The organism is Flavobacterium sp. 103 (assembly GCF_003096795.1).
Taxonomy (GTDB): domain Bacteria; phylum Bacteroidota; class Bacteroidia; order Flavobacteriales; family Flavobacteriaceae; genus Flavobacterium.
In genome coordinates this window covers 1,087,436-1,108,054 of record NZ_QENX01000001.1, presented here as the reverse complement: position 1 = coordinate 1,108,054, position 20,619 = coordinate 1,087,436, and the positions used below count along the sequence as shown (strand labels likewise).

Annotated in this window: 17 protein-coding genes and 2 tRNA genes; 13 read left to right on the top strand and 6 right to left on the bottom strand. The window is 36.7% G+C overall.

Features of this window, described 5'->3' with window-relative positions; translation table 11 throughout:
- The first annotated feature begins 75 nt into the window (after positions 1–75).
- From C8C85_RS04515 to C8C85_RS04475, 9 genes are all read left to right on the top strand, one after another.
- The gene (locus C8C85_RS04515) at positions 76–1,548 is read left to right on the top strand and encodes a RagB/SusD family nutrient uptake outer membrane protein (protein WP_116796014.1); all 1,473 of its coding nucleotides are present in this window, start codon (positions 76–78) and stop codon (positions 1,546–1,548) included.
- Positions 1,549–1,566: 18 nt separating this feature from the next.
- Positions 1,567–3,486, top strand: coding sequence for an arylsulfatase (locus tag C8C85_RS04510; protein WP_116796013.1), 1,920 nt, complete (start codon positions 1,567–1,569; stop codon positions 3,484–3,486).
- A 196-nt stretch (positions 3,487–3,682) separates the two neighbouring features.
- Positions 3,683–4,750, top strand: coding sequence for a sterol desaturase family protein (locus tag C8C85_RS04505; protein ID WP_116796012.1), 1,068 nt, complete (start codon positions 3,683–3,685; stop codon positions 4,748–4,750).
- Complete coding sequence (locus tag C8C85_RS04500) at positions 4,731–5,459, top strand: rhodanese-like domain-containing protein (protein WP_116796011.1); 729 nt, start codon at positions 4,731–4,733, stop codon at positions 5,457–5,459. The genes C8C85_RS04505 and C8C85_RS04500 overlap by 20 nt, the downstream gene beginning before the upstream one ends.
- Positions 5,460–5,708: 249 nt before the next feature.
- Positions 5,709–6,791 (top strand): formylglycine-generating enzyme family protein, encoded by a 1,083-nt coding sequence (locus tag C8C85_RS04495; RefSeq protein WP_116798365.1) that lies wholly within the window; start codon positions 5,709–5,711, stop codon positions 6,789–6,791.
- Between the two features lie 32 nt (positions 6,792–6,823).
- Positions 6,824–8,086 (top strand): YeiH family protein, encoded by a 1,263-nt coding sequence (locus C8C85_RS04490; RefSeq protein WP_116796010.1) that lies wholly within the window; start codon positions 6,824–6,826, stop codon positions 8,084–8,086.
- A 267-nt stretch (positions 8,087–8,353) separates the two neighbouring features.
- Entirely contained in the window at positions 8,354–9,181 is an 828-nt protein-coding gene (locus C8C85_RS04485) for a leucine-rich repeat domain-containing protein (RefSeq protein WP_116796009.1), read from the top strand.
- Positions 9,182–9,747: 566 nt separating this feature from the next.
- On the top strand, positions 9,748–10,668 hold the full coding sequence (locus tag C8C85_RS04480) for a family 2A encapsulin nanocompartment shell protein (RefSeq protein ID WP_116796008.1): 921 nt from the start codon (positions 9,748–9,750) through the stop codon (positions 10,666–10,668).
- Complete coding sequence (locus C8C85_RS04475; RefSeq protein ID WP_116796007.1) at positions 10,652–12,661, top strand: family 2A encapsulin nanocompartment cargo protein cysteine desulfurase; 2,010 nt, start codon at positions 10,652–10,654, stop codon at positions 12,659–12,661. Before C8C85_RS04480 ends, C8C85_RS04475 begins: the two co-directional genes overlap by 17 nt.
- Positions 12,662–12,718: 57 nt before the next feature.
- Here the strand turns inward: C8C85_RS04475 and C8C85_RS04470 are convergent, their stop codons facing one another.
- A complete protein-coding gene (locus C8C85_RS04470) occupies positions 12,719–13,888 on the bottom strand; it encodes an acyltransferase family protein (RefSeq protein ID WP_116798364.1) in 1,170 nt (389 codons plus the stop codon).
- A 136-nt stretch (positions 13,889–14,024) separates the two neighbouring features.
- Positions 14,025–14,903: a LytR/AlgR family response regulator transcription factor gene (locus C8C85_RS04465; RefSeq protein WP_116796006.1), complete on the bottom strand. Its 879-nt coding sequence runs from the start codon at positions 14,901–14,903 to the stop codon at positions 14,025–14,027.
- Positions 14,904–15,236: 333 nt separating this feature from the next.
- Between C8C85_RS04465 and C8C85_RS04460 the strand changes: the two genes are divergently transcribed.
- Together C8C85_RS04460 and C8C85_RS18420 are read left to right on the top strand one after the other, a co-directional pair.
- Positions 15,237–15,542 (top strand): hypothetical protein, encoded by a 306-nt coding sequence (locus C8C85_RS04460; protein WP_116796005.1) that lies wholly within the window; start codon positions 15,237–15,239, stop codon positions 15,540–15,542.
- 13 nt (positions 15,543–15,555) lie between these two features.
- Positions 15,556–15,696 carry a hypothetical protein gene (locus C8C85_RS18420; RefSeq protein ID WP_165818092.1) on the top strand — a complete coding sequence of 47 codons (141 nt, stop codon included), beginning with the start codon at positions 15,556–15,558 and terminating at the stop codon, positions 15,694–15,696.
- Here the strand turns inward: C8C85_RS18420 and C8C85_RS04455 are convergent.
- From C8C85_RS04455 to C8C85_RS04445, 3 genes are all read right to left on the bottom strand, one after another.
- Positions 15,673–16,368, bottom strand: a complete 696-nt coding sequence (locus C8C85_RS04455) for a pseudouridine synthase (RefSeq protein WP_116796004.1) — start codon at positions 16,366–16,368, stop codon at positions 15,673–15,675. The two genes, C8C85_RS18420 and C8C85_RS04455, sit on opposite strands and share 24 nt — an antisense overlap.
- A gap of 303 nt (positions 16,369–16,671) precedes the next feature.
- A tRNA-Met gene (locus C8C85_RS04450) sits at positions 16,672–16,744 on the bottom strand.
- 35 nt (positions 16,745–16,779) lie between these two features.
- Positions 16,780–16,852, bottom strand: a tRNA-Met gene (locus C8C85_RS04445).
- Positions 16,853–16,969: 117 nt separating this feature from the next.
- Here C8C85_RS04445 and era point away from each other — a divergent pair.
- On the top strand, positions 16,970–17,851 hold the full coding sequence (gene era, locus C8C85_RS04440; RefSeq protein WP_077370730.1) for a GTPase Era: 882 nt from the start codon (positions 16,970–16,972) through the stop codon (positions 17,849–17,851).
- Positions 17,852–18,458: 607 nt separating this feature from the next.
- Here the strand turns inward: era and C8C85_RS04435 are convergent.
- Positions 18,459–19,028: a hypothetical protein gene (locus tag C8C85_RS04435; RefSeq protein WP_116796003.1), complete on the bottom strand. Its 570-nt coding sequence runs from the start codon at positions 19,026–19,028 to the stop codon at positions 18,459–18,461.
- Positions 19,029–19,102: 74 nt separating this feature from the next.
- Between C8C85_RS04435 and der the strand changes: the two genes are divergently transcribed.
- Positions 19,103–20,413 (top strand): ribosome biogenesis GTPase Der, encoded by a 1,311-nt coding sequence (gene der / locus C8C85_RS04430; RefSeq protein ID WP_116796002.1) that lies wholly within the window; start codon positions 19,103–19,105, stop codon positions 20,411–20,413.
- Positions 20,414–20,619 lie beyond the last annotated feature (206 nt).

Below are 20,619 nucleotides of genomic sequence, written 5' to 3'. Positions count from 1 at the left end.
TGTAAATTGGTCATAAACACCAATGAAGATATGCGAATTACATCTGACCGATAAAAAAATAATAAATATCTACAGATGAAAAAAATAATAATAACATTCCTATTAAGTGCCACGATATTAGTATCGTGCACGGAGCTGGAGGTAACACCAACCTCTTTTATAACCGAAGATAATTTCTTCAAAACTCAAGATGATGCGGTTGCAAGCGTAACAGCAGTATATGCCTCATTGAGTATTGATCCGGGAGAGCAAAGTTTATTCGGAAGAAATCTATATTTCTTGACCGATATGGGCTCCGATTATGCTGCTGCAGGAGTTTCGGCTACGAATCCTCAAGTAAGGGCATTAAGCAGTTTGACTCATGATGCCACTTCAGATCGTGTACAAGTGGCTTGGCGCCAAATTTATAACGGAATCAACAGAGCCAATATAGCTATTGATAATATTCCAAAAGTAGCGGGTTCTGAAGTTGTAAAAGCAAGATTGATTAATGAAGCTAAATTCATCAGGGGGTTATTGTACTTTCAGGCGGTTCGCCTTTGGGGTGGGGTTCCGATAGTTTTGCATGAACCAACTTCCATTCAATTGGAAAGCTTAAAATCAAAAAGAGCTACTGTGGACGAGGTTTATGCGCAAATTATTTCGGATTTGACGGATGCGCAAAGTTTACCTTCTACATATCCGGCAAATGAGGCTGGGCGTGCTACTTCAGGAGCTGCAAAAGCGATTTTAGCCAAAGTGTATTTGACTAGAAAAGATTGGCCAAATGCAATTCTTAAAACCAAAGAAGTCATTAATGGCGGTTACGGATATGCCCTTTTTGAAAATTTTGCAGACATATTCAATAAAGCGAAAAAGAATGGAAAAGAACATATTTTTTCTGTTCAGTTCGAACCGAATCAAGCGGGGAATGGTTCTAGCGGCAGTACTTTTCAAGCGACTTCTTTTACCGGATTTACGGCCACAGAGCCAGCTGATATTATTTCGGATGTAGCCTTGTTTTATGATATCTATGCGGCTGGAGATACTAGAAGAGATGCGAGTTATGTAAAACAATTGCTCAATCCTGCTACTGGAACACTTTATACTTTCCCGAAGCCACTCTTTAAAAAATTCCTGGATCTCACAAACTTAGCGACACCATCGAATGTGGCTATTAATTTTCCGGTGATTCGCTATGCAGATATCTTATTGTCTTTTGCGGAAGCGACCAATGAGCAAAGTGGACCAACAGCAGAGGCTCTTGAAGCAGTGAATCAAGTTAGAAGAAGGGCTTTTGGAAAAGCAATTTTAACTCCGGACGCAACAGTGGATTTAGTAGGACTTACAAATGTGCAGCTAAGAGACGCTATTCGTGAGGAACGCAAAAAAGAATTCGTTCAGGAAGGGCAAAGATGGTACGATTTAGTGCGTTGGGGAATTTTGGTTAGCGAAGTGAAAAAAGTAACTGCCAAAAATTCTGTTTCCGAAAGAAATAATTTGTATCCAATTCCTCAAAGTGAACGCAACATTGACCCAGTAGGGTTACCACAAAATCCAGGCTATTAAACTTAAATTATATAAAAAATGAAAAATTTTAAAATCAGCTCAAAATTTAAAAGCCCTCAAAAAGGGCTACTAGTTACTGCTTTGCTTGTAGCACAATTTAGCATTGCTCAAAATAAGCCGGATGCAAACTATAAAGGCGTTATCGGTAAAACATTGGCAGAATCCAAAGAATATTGGCCAGAGCCTGTAAAAGCGCCAGCTGGTGCACCAAATATTGTTTGGATTTTATTGGACGACGTTGGATTCGGGGCTTCCAGTGCTTTTGGAGGTTTAATTCAAACGCCAACTTTTGATGCCTTGGCAAATAATGGACTGCGATACACGAATTTTCATACCACGGCAATTTGCGCTCCAACTCGTGCGGCATTATTGACAGGAAGAAATTCAGGAAGAGTTCACGTTAGTGGTTTTTCACACACTATTTTATCAGCAGGTTTCCCAGGTTGGGACGGAAGAATTCCGGCGGATAAAGGAACTATAGCTGAGATTTTAAGGGAGAATGGTTACAATACTTTTGCAGTTGGTAAATATGGAGTGACTCCAGATGAAGATGCTACCGATGCAGGACCATTTGACAGATGGCCAACAGGTAAAGGATTTGATCATTTCTTTGGTTTCTTAGGTTCTCAAACCGATCAATACAATCCTGATTTGGTAGAAGATCAGGCACATGTAAAACCGGATGGACGCCATTTAACAGATCAAATTACCGATAAGGCCATTAGCTATATTACTAAACAACAAAAAGCGGCACCTGGAAAGCCATTCTTTTTATACTATGCACCAGGAGCTGTCCATGCACCACATCAAGTTGCCCCAGAATGGAGTGATCAATATAAAGGAAAATTTGATGAAGGCTGGGATGTTTATCGTGAAAAAGTGTTGGCAAATCAAAAGAAATTGGGCGTGATTCCTGCCAATGCAGTATTACCGGAACGCAATCCACTAATTACTGATTGGAAAAAATTGACCCCAGACCAAAAGAAAGTGTATGCAAGATTCATGGAAGTGTATGCTGGATATCTTACCTATACGGATCACGAAATTGGAAGAGTGGTAAATTATTTAAAAGAAAGCAATCAACTGGATAACACCTTGATTTTTCTTGCAATTGGTGATAATGGAGCCAGTAAAGAAGGTACTACCCAAGGTACAATTAGCCAAAATCTTTTTGCTCAAGGGGTTTCTGATGAAAAAAATCTTCAGGATAATTTAAACAACATAGGAGAAATCGGTACTGCAAAAGGATTAAATACCAATTATCCTTTGGGATGGGCACAAGCTACAAATGCCCCTTTCAAAAATTGGAAACAAGATGCACATTCAGAAGGAGGAACTCGTAATCCATTGATTATTCATTATCCAAAAGGGATTAAGGAAAAAGGAGGAATCAGAAACCAATATAGCCACGTAACGGATATACTTCCTACTACATTGGAAATTGCCGGAATAAAAGCACCAGAATATATTAAAGAAATTAAGCAAGATGTAATACAAGGATCTTCTTTATATGCTTCTTTAAATGATGCTAAAGCCGAGTCATTACACAAAGTACAATACTATTATATTTTTGGTAACAGAGCCATTTACAAAGATGGTTGGAAAGCGGCAGCGGCACATCTTCCAGATTCTTTTGCCTTAAAAAATTCGTTGGGTAAAAATGAAAAACCGGTAGCCAGTAATTTTGATGCTGATGTTTGGGAATTGTACAATTTGAATGAGGATTTTAACGAGCGTGTTAACTTGGCTAAAAAGTATCCTGAAAAATTGGAAGAACTTAAAAAACTGTTTGATGAGCAAGCCAAAGAGAATAACCTTTATCCGTTAATTGATTGGCAAGATGTATTTGCCAGAAGAATTCATAACCCAACTGGAGATAAAAACCAAAATCTTCAGGAATTGATTCATAAAGCAACCCAAGCAGGTAGCACTAATTAATAACTCAATCTGGAATTCAGGTCTTTTATCAGAACTTAAAAAAGACCTGATTCTTTTAAAATTCACAGATATGAAACTAATAGATTTTCAAATAATAGGAAAAAAGATTGTCGTCGGGGCGATTGTCTTTTTAGTGCCGCTAGTTATTTTGGCTGGTGGCTTAGCATTAGTAAATCATTTTTTAAAATAGTAAATCATGGCATTAGATCAAAATTTAAAAAGAAAACTAACAAGAGATTTGAGTATCAGTTTTTTGTTGTACAGCTTGCCGGTGTTGGCAATTTACCTTTATTTTAAATTAAATAACGGTATCGTTACAGAATCACACCTTACATTGCCATCGTTTTTGGAATTTGCAAAACCGGCGTTTGAGAACATTCGCACTTGGGGTTTGGTTGCTTTCATGCTCGTTTTAGGAGTTGTTGAATTTGCGGCAGGTTTATATGACGACCAATGGACAGGAACAGAACGTAAAATAGATATTGTTTGTTTTTTGGCGCCAAAACTGCTTTTACCTCCGGTAATTGCTTTTTTTAGCTTAACTGCTTTACCATTTTTAATTCCAAATTTAGCGAATACACTTTCATGGGTTCCATTTTGGGGAGGATTTTTCCTAATTGCTATAGCTGATGATTTAACCCAATATTGGTATCATCGTTTGCACCATCAGGTACCGTTTTTATGGCGTTTTCATAGAACTCATCACTCAGCTCCGTACATGGGAATGGCGATGGCTTCGAGACAAAACTTTATTTATACCGTGTTTTTCTCCCAAATTTACTTGACGGCTACATTGACGTTTTTAGGATTAGGATTGCCAGCCTTGTTTGTTACGGTGATAAAAAGTTTCATAACATTGGGAGCACATTCGAGTATTGCTTGGGATAAACCCTTTTATAAATACAGAATTTTGCATCCTATCGCTTGGGTTTTGGAACGCTTTATTTCGACTCCAGCTACTCATCACGCGCATCATGCCGATACAAGCGGTGACGGAATTGGTCATTTTAAAGGCAACTTTGGAAATATGTTTTTCCTATGGGACGTGATTTTTGGAACGGGTTTAATTACTCGCAAATTTCCTAAGTCCTACGGAACGAAATCGTACAAACAGGAAGAATGGTATGCACAGTTTTTGTGGCCAATATTCAAATCTAAAAAAGAAGGAAGCCCATTGGCAGAAGGCGTTATTGCTTTGCCAATTTCTCAAAAGAAAGAGTCCGTTTCATCAAATCCAAACCGATATGAGCCAGTTCAATCTTAAAAGATTTAAAAATAGTGTCACTGCGGTAGTCTTGTTCGTTGCGTTGGGTGCTTTTGCCCAAAATCAAAACACGATTACATTGCCGTTGGATGCTTTTTATACAAAAATAAAAAGTCAAAAAAGCCCACAGATAATTGATGCCAGAAGTCCCGAAGAGTTTGAATTAAACCATATTGAAGGTTCGGTTAATTTTAATCTGCAAACGGAAAATTATGCGAAATATGTTGCTCAATTGGATAACTCAAGACCAGTTTTTATCTATTCAATCGGTGCAGGAAGAAGTAACGCATTGGCCAAAGAATTATTGAAAAACGGTTTCTCCGATGTACACGATTTAGAAGGAGGAATTGCAGCTTGGATAGGAGGAGGAAAGCCTTTTTATACCAATTTGAAAAGTAAATTATCATTGGCGGAATATAAAAAAATCATAGCCGACAACAATGCCGTTTTGGTCGATATCGGTTCCCGTTATTGTGGAGCCTGCAAAAAAGTAAAACCTGTTTTGGAAACCATCAGAGCTCAATACGGAACCAATTTGAAAATTATCGAAATTGATTTGGAAGAAAGCCCACAAGTCATAGCCGATTTGAAAACGGTTAACGTATTTCCAACTTTGATTTTGTATCAAAACGGTAAAATTGTTTTCAAAAAAGACGGTTTGGGTGATTTGAAAAAGGATGTTGATTTGGCTTTGGCCGTAAATAAATAAAAATAGTCATCAGTTGTTCCCGAAAGGGATAAGTAGTGGAATTAAGGTAAGTTTTTTTGGTTATTTTGACCGAATGGAGATTCGAGTATTATCAAATAGGTAAAGCGAATCACATGATGAGCAATAAATGTGATTTCTTTAAATGATTGTGAGAAGCTGTTGGAAATTCGGAAGAAAGTTTTAGGTAGGTTTGGGCTTAGTTTTAATGACATTATGCTTTCGGGGCGACGGATGATGAATAATAGAAACATGAAGATATATAGTTTAATAGCTGGAATTGTTTTGTCGGGTTTAAGTTCTGCTTTTGCGCAAGAAAATAAATCTCTGTCAGTTGTGGCTACAAAAGAGTGTCAAGCATTTTGCAAGGCAAACACTTCTAAAAAAGCTTTGTTGCTTCGGGCAATGACAAAGAACGTTCCAGAAGCTCTTGATGCTACTTCAACCATTGGAATGGTTTGGGTTGCATCCGGTGAATTCAATATGGGAACTAATGATTATCCTGATGCAAGGCCTATTCATAAAGTGAGTATCAAAGGGTATTGGATGGATGAAAATGAAGTTACGAATGCCCAATTTGGCGCTTTTGTGCAAGCAACAAATTATGTGACTGTAGCCGAAAGGCCATTGAATCCAGCTGATTTTCCGGGTGTACCGGTTGAAAATCTAGTGCCGGGCTCTGCGGTATTTTTACCTCCAACAGGTAAAGTCTCTTTGGAGAATATGCAGCAATGGTGGAAATATGTGCCGGGTACCAGTTGGCAGCATCCAACAGGACCTGAAAGCAGCATCGTTGGATTGGACAATAATCCTGTAGTCCAAATTAGCTATGAAGACGCACAAGCCTATGCGAAATGGGCTGGTAAACGACTCCCGACCGAAGCCGAATGGGAGTTTGCTGCGAGAGCTGGAAGATCTCAAACGAAATATTATTGGGGGACAGATCTTAAGCCAAACGGTAAATGGGCTGCCAATATTTTTCAGGGGAGTTTCCCAAATAATAACACCGCTGAAGATGGTTTTATAGGAGCTGCACCTGTAAAGTCTTTCCCTAAAAATCCTTATGGGATCTATGATTTGGAAGGAAATGTATGGGAATGGTGTAGCGATTTATATCGTGACGATTATTATAAAGACAGTCCTAGTGATAATCCAAAAGGGCCTTCGACTAGTAAGGATTCCGAAGAACCGGGCGTCGAAAAACATGTTCAAAGAGGCGGATCTTTCTTATGTAGTGATCAATATTGCATTCGATACGTTGCGGGAAGCCGCGGAAAAGGAGAAACAACAAGTGCCTGTAATCACTTAGGGTTTCGATGTGTGAAGGATAAATAATAAGATTAAGTTCTAAATAAAAATTTTTAAAAATGTCACAAAACGCAAAACAATTTGCTATTCACGAAGATTGGACGGTAGTAATCTTAGGTTTTCTGATTATTGGGTTATCGCTTTCGGTTTTTCTTCTTCCGGTTCCTGTTTTTAAATGGGGGAATTATGAAGAACTTACCGAAAATGTTTTTGGCTTAGGTAATTTGAAAACGCTTTTACAACAATTTATATACTTGTTGGCGGTAGGGTCTTTTGGTATTTTTTTGACTGGAAAATCGATTAAGAATTTTCTGCTTGGATTTCCTGCCGTCTATTTTTTAACCATTATTGCATTGATTATTGCAGGAAATGGGCAGGTCAAAGCACTCAATTTGGAAGCGGTGATTTTTAGTCTTTTTATAGGCTTATTCATCGGCAATTTTTTTAAGCTTCCAATTTGGTTTCGTTCAGCACTTTCTACCGAGCTTTTTGTTAAAGTTGGATTGATATTATTGGGTACCAGTGTCATTTTTTCGGATATTCTTAAGGCAGGTCTTTTGGGATTAACACAGGCTTTGGTCGTGGTATTGTCTGTTTGGTATTTTGCCTTTTGGTTGTGTAAAAAATTAAAAGTAGATGATGAACTGACGATGATGATATCTAGTGCTGTTTCTATTTGCGGTGTTTCGGCAGCAATTGCGACCTCTGGAGCCATCAAAGGAGATTCAAAAAAACTTTCCTATGTGATTTCTATGGTCTTGATTACAGCTATTCCCATGATGATTTTTATGCCAATTATAGCAAAGTATTTTAACTTTCCAGAGGAGGTTACCGGAGCTTGGCTGGGAGGAAGCATTGATACTACAGGAGCAGTGGTTGCCTCTGGAACGCTGGTAGGAGAGACTGCATTGAAAATAAGTACAATTGTTAAGTTCTCACAAAATGTGCTTTTGGGTATTGCTGCATTTGCAATATCCGTGTACTGGACATATACAAAGAATGAATCGTCGGAGGCTATCGAATCCAAACCGACCTTAAGTATAATCTGGGAACGTTTTCCAAAGTTTGTACTTGGATTTATAGGAGCTTCTTTGCTTTTTTCATTTTTTGTGTTGTCGGAGACAAGAGATGAGGTGAAAGACAGCTTGAAAAACCTTCAAGGCATTTGGTTTGCTTTGGCTTTTACCAGTATTGGTTTAGAGACCAATTTTAAAGATTTATTCAATTTAAATAGTAAAAAACCGTTCTATGCTTTTTTACTAGCACAAACGTTTAATGTTATCATTACTTTAATCATTGCCTTTATTTTGTTCGGTAAATGAGTACAATAAATAGGCTTTTGGAATGGGACAATTCCTGAGTTGTACAGTAAAATTAATTCTGTTTTTCATACGGGACAGAGTTAATTGATTTTGGGTCATACCTGATTTTTTTTTTTGTAAGTGCAATAATTCATTTTTTGAATTGTTGCACTTTTTTTGTAAGATATGTATTCGTTAAATATTTTGTTGTGTTAATTTGTCGATTTTTTTTGTTGGTTAGCGAACTTTTTAATTATTTTTGAAGCAATGAATATTTAAGTAAAGCAAATGAGTAATAAAATTACACTTATTTTTACCGTACTATTTTCACTTTCAGTTTTTGCTAATGTTTCGCAGGCAGAAAAGGATGTCCTTATAAAATTAAACCAAGCTACCAATGGTGCTAAATGGATTAATAAATGGGATTTTTCTTTGCCAATGAACAAATGGTACGGAGTAAAAGTCGTTGACGATAAGGTAATTTCGATAAACTTAAACAACAATAATTTGACGGGTCGTATTCCTGTTGAGATTACTAATTTGTTGAATTTGCAGGAACTAAATTTGGGTACCAATTTATTGAATGGTGAAATTCCCCTCAATATCGGCAATCTGAAGAATTTGCAAATATTGGACCTTTCGTTTAATAAATTGACCGGTTTTATTCCTGTTTCAATTTGTACTTTGCCTAATTTAAAAGTATTAGTACTGGATCGAAATATATTGTCTGGTGAATTGCCTCCACAAATCGGAAAACTTTCGATGTTAGAGAATTTATCATTATATGAAAATTCGTTTCAGGGACAATTACCTGTTTCTTTTTATGAGTTAAAATCATTAAAATCGTTGTCTTTATATTCTAATAGATTTACCGGAAAATTAAGTCCGGCGATTGGTAATCTGGTATTATTAGAAAATTTAAACCTTTTTGACAATGATTTTAGGGGGCAAGTTCCATTAGAATTGGAGAAATTAATTCATTTAAAAAAAATGAATATATCCTATAATCTGTTCTCGGGACTAGTTTCCAACAGATTGTCATTATTGGATAAATTGAATATGACCATGCGAAATGAAGTAGGAAACGTAGTTTCATTACCCGTTATTAAAGGGTAAAACATTTTTGCAAGGATTGAAGAGATTGAAAGTTGTTTGTTTTAATACATTTAGTTAGAATACCCTGTAACCTCATACATTACAGGGTTTTTCGTTTTTTGTACGTTACGATAATTGTGTTTATTGTTTATTCTTACTCTTTTTTTCTTTTATAAATAATGGTAAATGGCATAATGTTCGCAAAAAAGCCACTCTAGCGATAGTGAATGGACAAAGCAAATGTTCCTGCTCCAATATCAATAGTCGACTCTAGCTTATTGAATTCTTGTTTTTTTTAGTATTAAAATTTAATTATTTAAATTATTGTTATTGTGATAGTTATATAATTGTGCTAAATTAGTGAAGAAAATAATGCATTCTTTTTTTATGCATTCTTGATTGGAAACAGTTTTTTTGAGAGTCGTGCTTTTCTGATTAATGGTCAATGAAACTCCTCTTAGAAATTGGCTCTTTTCTTTTTTGATTTGGTTTGAAATTGTTTGACATGATTATGTACATGTTCTGTTATTTTGAATCAACCTTGTCCGTGATTTAGTAATATTAGATATAACTTAATAAATAGAACAATGGCAGAATTAAAAAAACAGCAAACTGCGTTAGGAGACGCAGCAGCGAGACAGTTAGCAATTGCAACCCGTTCGGTTCCTCAAATGGGGACAATAACCCCAAGATGGCTTACGCATCTTTTGCATTGGGTTCCAGTAGAAGCAGGGGTGTACCGTTTGAATAAAGTTAAAGATGCTACACATATCGAAGTGGATTGTTCGGCGAGAGATGAACGTTCACTTCCCAATACTTTTGTGGATTATATCGATAATCCCAAGGAGTATAATTTGGCAGCGGTTCAAACAATTGTTGAAGTACATACCCGTGTTTCGGATTTGTACAGTAAACCATATAACCAAATTACAGAGCAATTGCGTTTGGCTATTGAAACTATTAAGGAAAGACAAGAAAGCGAATTAATCAATAATAAAGATTATGGTTTGTTGAGCAATGTGGTTCCTTCTCAAATTATAAAAACTAGGACAGGAGCGCCTACCCCCGATGATTTGGATGAATTGCTGACCAAAGTATGGAAAGAACCGGGCTTTTTCTTGTTGCATCCGTTGGCTATTGCAGCTTTTGGTCGTGAATGTACCCGTCGTGGAGTTCCGCCGCCAACAACTTCCATGTTTGGTTCCCAATTCCTAACTTGGAGAGGGATTCCCCTTATTCCTTCGGATAAATTACCAATTAAAAACGGAAAATCTAAAATCATATTGATGCGCACAGGTGAGAGTCGTCAAGGTGTAATTGGACTTATTTTACCTGGATTGCAAGGAGAACAATCTCCTGGATTATCTGTTCGTTTTATGGGTATCAATGAAAAAGCGATTGCTTCCTATTTGGTATCGTTGTATTGTTCATTGGTAGTAACTGTTGATGATGCAATTGCGGTGCTGGAAGATGTGCAAATAGACAAGTATCATGAATACAAATACTAACAATCCTGGATTGCCGAATATTGAGGATTTGCAGCATTTAGCCAATGAGTTGTTCAGTGCTTTGCCCAACGAATTTCCAAAAGAGATTTCCTTGAGCCCAGATCATAATGAACATCCTCGCGCCACTAAAATAGCCGAAACACTCCTCTCAGCTGGTAATTTAGGTCAGGTAGAAACCATATTTCCGGTAAGTGGCCATGATACTTTAATGGCTCAATCTGGTTATGCACCACCTGTAATTCCAAATCAGGCTGGAAGTCCTTTGGTTTTTTCTCAATCTCCTCCGTCGATGGGAGGTTTTGGTGGATCTCCATCAGTTGGATCCTATGCTAATATAGTACCTGTAGGGGAATCTCGACATCCCTTTTCGAGTGTTTCAGATCCTGCTTTTTTTGAGCAAAATCTAAATGGAATTGATACTTCAAAATATGCATTGGGAAGTGGAGAAGCGCCGTTTGCAATCGGTACAGGTAATAACGTCAAGATGGAAGATCCACAAACTGGATTTTCTGATTTGAATTTAAAGGATAAAAAAGGAGAGTCATCCTATTTGCCATTTGAATATGAAGGAGCTTCTTTTGAAGCTGAATTAAAAGCAGCATTGGATTTGGTAAACACTAGTTTTGGGATTCCTTTGGAAAAAGGGTCAGTTGGATTGGAACCAAAGAGCAGTTATTATTTTTTGGATGAAAATCCGTTTGCTTTTGATTCCAGAAAACCTGTGATTTCATCTGTTGTGCCTATTCAACCACAATCCAGAAGCGGATGGGTTGGGTCTAATTTTGATGCTAATTTAATTAAGAAAGATTTCCCGATTTTGAGTGAAACGGTAAATGGAAAACCATTAATTTGGTTTGATAATGCTGCGACTACCCAAAAACCAAAGTCAGTGATTGATCGTGTTACCTATTTTTACGAACATGAAAATTCTAATATTCACCGTGCAGCGCATGAGTTGGCTGCACGTGCTTCAGATGCTTATGAAGCAGCCCGTGAAAAAGTAAGGATGTTCCTGAATGCAGGTTCAGTAAACGAAATTGTTTTTGTGCGTGGAGCAACCGAAGGAGTCAATTTGGTAGCTGAAAGTTGGGGAAACCATAAACTGGTGGCCGGAGATGAGATCATCGTGAGTCATTTGGAGCATCATGCCAATATTGTTCCTTGGAAGCGGTTAGCCGATAAAAAAGGACTAAAATTGAGAGTGATTCCAGTGGATGATGACGGACAAATTCTGTTGGATGAATATGCTAAATTGTTGAATTCTAAAACTAAGTTGGTTGCTTTTACGCAGGTATCAAATGCATTGGGAACTGTAACGCCTGCCAAGCAAATGGTCGAAATGGCTCACGCTGTTGGGGCCAAAGTGCTTTTGGACGGAGCGCAATCTGTTTCACATATGAAAGTCGATGTTCGTTATCTCAATGCTGATTGGTTGGTTTTTTCGGGTCATAAATTATTTGGCCCAACAGGAATTGGTGCTTTGTATGGTAAAGAAGATTTGCTGAATGAAATGGAACCCTATCAATCGGGAGGGAATATGATACAAGATGTGACTTTTGAGCAAATAAAATATCACAAAGCGCCCAATCGTTTTGAAGCAGGTACCGGAAATATAGCAGATGCGATAGGACTTGGTGCCGCCATTGACTACATTTCGAAAATTGGGATTGAAGCGATTGGACAGTATGAACATTATTTGTTGGAATATGCCACGCATTTGCTCAAACAGATTCCGGGAGTGCGATTGATAGGCACTGCGGCCAATAAAGCGAGTGTGCTTTCGTTCACTTTGGAAGGCTTTACCAATGATGAGGTTGGAAAAGCATTGAATAGGGAAGGCATTGCGGTGCGCACGGGACATCATTGTGCACAGCCTATTTTGAGAAGAATGGGAGTGGAAACCACCGTTCGCCCTTCATTAGCTTTTTATAATACTTGTCAAGATGTAGATGTGTTTATAGAAACGCTCTGGCGATTAAAAACTAATAAATAAACAGCAAAAACCTCAGGATTGTCCTGAGGTTTTTTGTTTGATTTAGTTGCTCTCTCCTTATAAGACAGAACTGGAAGATTGATGAAGAAACTCAGGTTCGGATATTTTTTTTGTATTCTGTAAGCCAAAAAGAGGTCGAATCAAGAACCATCTTCTAATTAAGAAATCATAAATTATCCATGACAGTAAAAATGTTCCGATGGACATTATCGAAAATTTAAAGAAAGAATTCCACTGTGAATTCATTAAGTAATACCCTAAAATCACCGTTATCGTTTGGTGCAGTATGTAAAAAGGATATACAGCTTCATTACAGTATGCTAATGTTTTACTGGGTTTGTTGAGGTATTTTGAAGCATAACCAAACAGCGTTAGAATCCAAGACCAAAAAGAGAAGACTTTGATTAAGGCTTCAGTAAAATGTCTGGCATAACCATCCTCAAAAGCGGTGATGATACACATTAGCAATGTAAAACCAATGATTCCGCATTTTAAATAGGTCTTTCTGTTTGCTTCTACTGTTTTCCAAAAAGTTTCTTTGACGGAGATTAATAAGAAGCCAAAAAAGAATAAAGTAATGCTATTGATAATCACAAACCAATCGCCAACCAAAGCATGGGTTTCTTTGAAAAAAGGCTCTATAAAAGCTTCTATCAGATAGAGCGGAACTATAAACCAGTATAGACCGAATCGTGTGCTGCTTATTTTTGCAGTTGTTTTCAGGATAAAATTATTTGGGTTGTTTCTTAAAAATATAAAAACAGGAATAAGTACCAACGAGAACAACAGTAAGTAGGGGATAAACCACAAATGGTGCCAACTTAAATTCCCAACGGGATATGTACCAATAAAGGCGTGCGAAGGCCAAAAGTCGAGATAACTGCCTGTAATCATCCCTTTTGAAAGTTTTTCAAGATACACTTGCGGAGGAACAATAACCAACATTCCAAAAATTAGCGGAAGCAGTAATTTTTTGGTTCTTTCAAAAGCGAATTGAACTGCAGTTCTTCTTGAAAGAGCATAGGATGTTCCCATTCCAGAAATGACGAAAAGGATAGGCAGTCGCCATTGGTTTAAAAATAACATGGGATATTTAATCCATTCGTAGGTAATGTTATTTTTGATATGCCACTCCCAATCTGGAGCCACAAAAAACATTCCCACATGATAAAAAATGAGTAATCCAAATACTATTACTCGAAGCCAGTCTAAGTCATATCTACGCATAAGTTCTAAAGTTTTTTGCAAATGTGTGAGCAAAAAAACAACGCTGCAAATTCTTGTTCTGAATCGCAAGATTATGTGACGAGAGGCATTGTTCTGGGGTGGTTGGCAAGATTTTGGGACAAACAACAAAGTGATTTTATCTCTCTGTAGTCGCTGAATCGAACGATTGAATGAAGTTTCTGGAAACGGGAACGGTATCTGGACAGTCTTTTAGGTGCACTTTATATCCTTGTGCATTTCCGGTGACTTTTTCGATGTAATTCAAATTTAATAAAACCGATCGGTGGGTTTTAATGATAAACGGAAAAGTACTCAACTGCATTTCCAGATTTTTGATAGGGATCCGTTTGATGAGTTTTTGAATTGTATCTTCTTTTTTGAGGAATATCTCAGCATAGTTTCCTTCGGCTTTGGCGTAAATAAAACTATGGCTTTCGAAAACAAATTTTTCCGATTTCACTTCCGTTTCAATAGTGATTGATGTGTTGTTTTGGATTTCCTTTACATCAGTTATGGAGGAAGAAATACGGTCTGCTTTTTGACTGTTTTTAAGTTGTTGTCTGTTTAAATTGATTGAAATGATGATTGGAGCAAGGAAAATACCAGCGATAAATGTATTGGAAATTTCCTCTATAAAATACCTCCAAGACCAATTCATGGGATTGTTATAAATTACATCGCGTATCAGAAATTGCGTGATTCCAGTAAAAAGAAGCAGAAAGAAAACGAGGATACATTCATTTTTGATTTTCCAGTCGTCAGTCGCTTTTGGAAACAGTTTACAGATTAATGCAATGCATAGCAATACAAATATAGGGGAGAAAGAATGAATGCAACATATCCAAAAATAATGCATTTTCTGCTCTTGAGGGTTTACGTCAAAAGGCTGGAGCATGTAGTTGAAAAAAAAAGAAATCAAAAAAAATACAGCTGTTATTTGAAGTAGTTTTTTGCCTTCATAGTAAAACGGATACGGCTGTTTCAAAAAGTTAAGAAGTGATGTTTTTTGATTCATTTTTTTATTTGTCTTATGAGATGCTATAGTTGCTAACCTATTTGTGTCTTGCAGAATTGTTGATTTTAGGCCAAAACAAATATATGTATAATCGTACTAACAGCAAACAATTAATAAGCTGCCAAACGTAGTTTATCCACCGAATAATTTATGAAAATTTTACACACTTAATTTCATTCAGAATCATTTTATTAATTAGCTTTGTTATAAACTGATAATTTAACGGTCGTTATTCTATCATTTTCTTATTTTTAAAAGCTTTAATAAAGAATTCAGCGAATATAGAGCTGAAAATATAAATTTTAATTTAACCACATTTTAATCTTAAGTAGTATGATAGTACAGTATCAAGGGGAGCAAAACGGAATCCCGACAACATTCACTTTAAGAATCATCGGAAACAATCTATCGAAAAGTAGTTCGAATTACCAAATTGATTTATTGGTAGGCGACAAACAGTTGCCAACTTTTACGACATTAATTCACCAGAGTTTGTCTAATTGTTTAAAAGAAATTTACTTGTTCAGAAAACACAACGGTATCAAGTTTAATGCGGCTTCAGAGAAAGTAGCACCAAAATTAGTCCCTTACGATTTGGTTTTATACAACGCTCATAAGCAAGGCTTGTTTGCTGCATAAAACAATTTCTTAAATGCGTAGAAAAGACTGTTCAATGAGCAGTCTTTTTTTTGTGGGTTGGGATGAGGTTTTTGAATCGGATAAATTTCGCCACGGCGGATATGAGCCCGATGATTTACAAATTATTATTCTATTTATACTTACTCAAATCTAGATTAAGAATAGTACCTACTCTGCTAAACTCATCATTAATCTTTGCATTCAAGATTAGTTGTTCATTTTTTATTGGATGATTAAAAATTAACTGATGTGCATGAAGCATCATTCCTTTCAGGTCATAATTCTCCAACCATAATTTATTTTGTTTGTTGCAGCCATGTGGACGACTTCCTAAAATGGGATGAAAAATATGTTTGAAATGTTTTCGTAATTGATGCATACGTCCAGTTTCAGGAATCGCTTCTACCAAACAATATCTTGATGTTGGTTTATTATTAAATTCTAACTCAACTTCGGCATTTTGCAAACGGTGAAAGTATGTTATTGCATTTTGTTTAATGTCATCATCATTAATTAAATCATAATCAATCGTTAGTTCTTCGGGCGACCAACCACGTAAAATTGCTAAATATTTTTTTTCGACTTCGCGTGTGGCAAAACGATCATTCATAATTTTCAAAACCTCTTTATTTAATGCAAATAACAAGACACCAGATGTTTTACGATCTAAGCGATGAATAGGATAAACGTGTTGTCCTATTTGATTTCTCAATTCTTGAATAGCATACACTTTTGCATCGCGCGCATAAAATGATTTATGAACCAACAATCCACTTGGTTTATTAATTGCTATAATATATTCGTCTTGGTAAAGAATTTCTAACATTTGGCAAAAATTAAAGAGGTTTTGATTAAAATCACTTTTAGGACTTATTTGTTTCTATACTTTTCTCCGCAGCTAGCGCGAGCGCAATGTCGTTAAGTTAAGGAAAAAAATAAAAAATAGCACGCAGATTCAGCAGATTTTTTTCTCATTTTTCTGCGGAAATCTGCGAAATCTGCGTGAAAAAAATAGTTTTTCCTTAACTTAATGGCATTGGGCGCGAACGTCCCGCTCGTGAATGCAACGAGATGTTTACAAAGATGGTTAAAACGAAAAAAGCTCCAGATTTCTCTGAAGCTTTTCTAGTAGCGGGAACAGGACTCGAACCTGTGACCTTCGGGTTATGAGCCCGACGAGCTGCCTACTGCTCTATCCCGCGATGTGCGTTTTGTAATCTCAATAAGGCTACCTTAGTAGCGGGAACAGGACTCGAACCTGTGACCTTCGGGTTATGAGCCCGACGAGCTGCCTACTGCTCTATCCCGCGTTGTTTCGGGTGCAAAGATACGCCGAATTTTGATAAATCCAATGAAAACTTTAAAAAATGTTTTATTTCCTGTATTGACTTGATATGACTACCTTTGCAGTATAAATATAAGTAGAAATGTCACATAAAGCAGGTTTTGTAAACATCATAGGGAATCCAAACGTTGGGAAATCAACGTTAATGAATGCCTTTGTTGGTGAAAGATTATCAATTATTACGTCAAAAGCACAAACAACACGTCATAGAATTCTTGGGATTGTAAACGGGGAAGATTTTCAAATGATCTTGTCGGATACTCCCGGAATCATCAAACCAGCCTATGAAATGCAGGAATCAATGATGAACTTCGTGAAGTCCGCTTTTGAAGATGCCGATGTTTTAATATATATGGTAGAAATTGGTGAGCAGGAATTGAAAGACGAAGCTTTTTTTAATAAAATTATCCATTCGAAAATCCCGGTTTTGTTATTATTAAACAAAATTGACAATTCTAATCAAGCACAACTGGAAGAGCAAGTAGCTTTTTGGACTGCCAAAGTACCGAATGCAGAAATTTATCCTATATCAGCTTTGCAGAATTTTAATGTTCCTGAAGTTTTTCAAAGAATCATTTCATTGTTACCGGAATCACCAGCGTATTACCCAAAAGATCAATTGACGGACAAGCCGGAGCGTTTCTTTGTAAATGAAACAATCCGTGAAAAAATATTATTGAACTACAGCAAAGAAATTCCATACGCAGTAGAAATCGTAACCGAAGAGTTTTTTGAAGATGAGAATATCATCCGCATCCGTTCTTTGATTATGGTGGAGCGCGAGACTCAAAAAGGAATCGTTATTGGTCACAAAGGTGCTGCTTTGAAAAAAGTTGGAATGGATGCCCGTGTGGATTTGGAGAAATTCTTCGGGAAGCAGATCCATATTGAATTGTATGTGAAAGTGAATAAAAATTGGAGAAGCAATGCAAATATGTTGAAGCGTTTTGGGTACAATCAATAAATGTTGATTCGGTAATTCGGTTATTTGTTTAATCGTATGTTGGAATATTTAAAGAATAAATATAAAATCAGTATTGGAATTTTGTTCTAATGCTGATTTTTTTTGGCTACAGATTACAAATGAATTTTTACAGCTTTTTTTCTTTAAACTCTTATAATATCTGCGAAAATCCTTTTAAATCTGCGTGCAATGTTTTCACGCAGATTTAAAAGGATTTTCGCAGATTTCTTTATGGAATGAATTATTGCAAATCCTTTTGAGATGAAAACTTGCTTGATTTGTGTTATGTAAACGCTTTTTTTTTAGCCCAGATTGCTTCGCCAGTTCGCTTCGCTCGTGTGAAATGGAAACCCCACAGTGGAAAAAGGTTGTTGTTCCTGTGGTTGCTGAGCGACCGGAGGATCCCGATAGCTATCGGGACTGCAAGCGCATTGGAACAACTCCTTTTTGAGCGAGGAGTTGCAATGTAGAGCTGGAATAGCTACTTATGAGCTTTATCTATTTGGATAAAAATTTAACCGCAAAGTTCGCAAGGGTATCGCAATGGACGCAAAGCTTAGCGAACTTTGCGTAATTCTTTGTGAACCTTGCGGTAAAATAGTGTGTGTTATATAGGTGATTCTATGATTTCCAAAAACACTTTTTCGATGTCGTTCATTTGTTTTTCACCGTTGCTTCGGATTTGTTTGGCGATGATGTAGAGTAAGAACCAAGCGAAAACCATGAGGGACATTACTACAAAATCGCTTGTTCTGGATGCTTTTAGAACGTAATGTGAGTAGGCGATACCGCAAAAGATGATGAAAGTTCCCGCTATCATGAAATGTAAAAACATGAAGAATGTCCATAAATCGGGGTCGGGGCCAAATAATCCTCGAATATGGGTTTGGTTATCACCTTTGGATTCCATTTCAATGTGCAAATGGGGTGACCAATAGGCTTTTTTTGGTCCTTTGATGTTAATCCAAATGTGGTATTCTTTTATTTTTAGAATGAAATCAGGCGAATTGGTGGTGGTAAATTGTATGAATTTTTGACGAAGGGAATCGATGTCCTGATTGACTTCTTTGTAGAATCGTAAACGCAAACGGATCTCATTATTGGTGTCCATAAATTTAGAAATGAAGCGGTTAAGTGAATAAGGAGTAGCGAATATACCAAAAAAATTGATATTCATGGTTTTAAACACTACCTTTGCAACCCGAAACTGGAAAGCAGTATTCGGGAGAAATAAATATTTGAATTTATATTATGAATAACATTGTTGCGATAGTAGGAAGACCTAATGTAGGGAAATCAACCCTTTTTAATAGGCTGATACAAAGAAGAGAAGCTATTGTAGATTCAGTTTCTGGGGTTACCAGAGATAGAAACTACGGTAAAAGCGAGTGGAACGGAAAAGAGTTTTCTGTGATTGATACGGGAGGATATGTTCGTGGATCGGATGATGTTTTTGAAGGTGAGATACGTAAGCAAGTAGAATTGGCTATCGATGAAGCCGACGTTATTATATTTGTGGTAGATGTTGAAGAGGGGATCACTCCGATGGATGATGTTGTTGCCCGTTTGTTGCGTAAAGTGACAAAGCCAGTTTTATTGGCTGTAAATAAGGTAGATAATGCCATGCGTGAGAAAGACGCTCTTGAGTTTTATAATCTTGGTTTAGGTGAATATTTCACATTTGCAAGTATTTCAGGAAGCGGAACTGGAGATTTATTGGATGCTTTAATTGAAGCTTTTCCAGTAAAACCTGAACCGGTTCAAGAAGAAGTGGTTTTGCCGCGTTTTGCTGTAGTAGGTCGTCCTAATGCAGGAAAATCTAGTTTTATCAATGCATTGATTGGTAAAGAACGTTTTATGGTTACTGATATTGCGGGTACTACTCGTGATGCTATTGATACAAAATTCGACCGTTTTGGTTTTGAATTCAACTTGGTGGATACGGCAGGTATTCGTCGTAAAGCTAAAGTGAAAGAAGATTTAGAGTTTTACTCGGTTATGCGTTCGGTGCGTGCGATTGAGCATGCCGATATTTGTATTTTGGTGATTGACGCCACTCGTGGATTTGAAGGTCAGGATCAAAGTATTTTTTGGTTGGCCGAGAAAAACCGTAAAGGTGTCGTAATCCTTGTGAATAAATGGGATTTGGTAGAAAAAGATACTATGTCGACCCGTGATTACGAAGAGAAAATCAAAAAAGAATTAATGCCATTTACGGATGTGCCTATTATTTTTGTTTCAGCTTTGACCAAACAACGTTTGTTGAAAGCATTGGAAGCAACTGTTCAGGTTTTTGAAAACAGAAAGCAGCATATTGCAACCTCTAAATTCAATGAATTTATGTTGAAAGTGATTGAAGCGTATCCGCCACCTGCAACTAAAGGTAAATATGTGAAAATTAAATATTGTATGCAATTGCCAACACCAACGCCTCAGTTTGTGTTTTTTGCAAATATGCCACAATATGTTAAGGAACCTTATAAACGTTACCTTGAAAATAAAATTAGAGAAAAATGGGACTTCTCAGGAGTTCCGATTGACATCTATATTAGAGAGAAATAGAAATAACAAAGTCCCGATTTTATCGGGACTTTTTTTTGTCTTGTTCAGAAAGTATGGTTTCTTAGTGTACTAAATTTTTCTTAGAGTTATCTTGATACCAATCCTTGAATTTTTTATTTGTTTTGTATTCCTCATCATGCAAAACGGTAAAAATTAAAAGCATCATTAAACATATTCCCAAAAAAGCCATACCTATTATTGCAAGA

Excerpts from the sequence above, each read along its gene's own strand:
- C8C85_RS04515 (WP_116796014.1), top strand. The coding sequence starts at position 76 with ATGAAAAAAATAATAATAACATTCCTATTAAGTGCCACGATATTAGTA.
- C8C85_RS04510 (WP_116796013.1), top strand. The coding sequence starts at position 1,567 with ATGAAAAATTTTAAAATCAGCTCAAAATTTAAAAGCCCTCAAAAAGGG.
- C8C85_RS04505 (WP_116796012.1), top strand. The coding sequence starts at position 3,683 with ATGGCATTAGATCAAAATTTAAAAAGAAAACTAACAAGAGATTTGAGT.
- C8C85_RS04500 (WP_116796011.1), top strand. The coding sequence starts at position 4,731 with ATGAGCCAGTTCAATCTTAAAAGATTTAAAAATAGTGTCACTGCGGTA.
- C8C85_RS04495 (WP_116798365.1), top strand. The coding sequence starts at position 5,709 with ATGAAGATATATAGTTTAATAGCTGGAATTGTTTTGTCGGGTTTAAGT.
- C8C85_RS04490 (WP_116796010.1), top strand. The coding sequence starts at position 6,824 with ATGTCACAAAACGCAAAACAATTTGCTATTCACGAAGATTGGACGGTA.
- C8C85_RS04485 (WP_116796009.1), top strand. The coding sequence starts at position 8,354 with ATGAGTAATAAAATTACACTTATTTTTACCGTACTATTTTCACTTTCA.
- C8C85_RS04480 (WP_116796008.1), top strand. The coding sequence starts at position 9,748 with ATGGCAGAATTAAAAAAACAGCAAACTGCGTTAGGAGACGCAGCAGCG.
- C8C85_RS04475 (WP_116796007.1), top strand. The coding sequence starts at position 10,652 with ATGAATACAAATACTAACAATCCTGGATTGCCGAATATTGAGGATTTG.
- C8C85_RS04470 (WP_116798364.1), bottom strand. The coding sequence starts at position 13,888 with ATGCGTAGATATGACTTAGACTGGCTTCGAGTAATAGTATTTGGATTA.
- C8C85_RS04465 (WP_116796006.1), bottom strand. The coding sequence starts at position 14,903 with ATGAATCAAAAAACATCACTTCTTAACTTTTTGAAACAGCCGTATCCG.
- C8C85_RS04460 (WP_116796005.1), top strand. The coding sequence starts at position 15,237 with ATGATAGTACAGTATCAAGGGGAGCAAAACGGAATCCCGACAACATTC.
- C8C85_RS18420 (WP_165818092.1), top strand. The coding sequence starts at position 15,556 with ATGCGTAGAAAAGACTGTTCAATGAGCAGTCTTTTTTTTGTGGGTTGG.
- C8C85_RS04455 (WP_116796004.1), bottom strand. The coding sequence starts at position 16,368 with ATGTTAGAAATTCTTTACCAAGACGAATATATTATAGCAATTAATAAA.
- era (WP_077370730.1), top strand. The coding sequence starts at position 16,970 with ATGTCACATAAAGCAGGTTTTGTAAACATCATAGGGAATCCAAACGTT.
- C8C85_RS04435 (WP_116796003.1), bottom strand. The coding sequence starts at position 19,028 with ATGAATATCAATTTTTTTGGTATATTCGCTACTCCTTATTCACTTAAC.
- der (WP_116796002.1), top strand. The coding sequence starts at position 19,103 with ATGAATAACATTGTTGCGATAGTAGGAAGACCTAATGTAGGGAAATCA.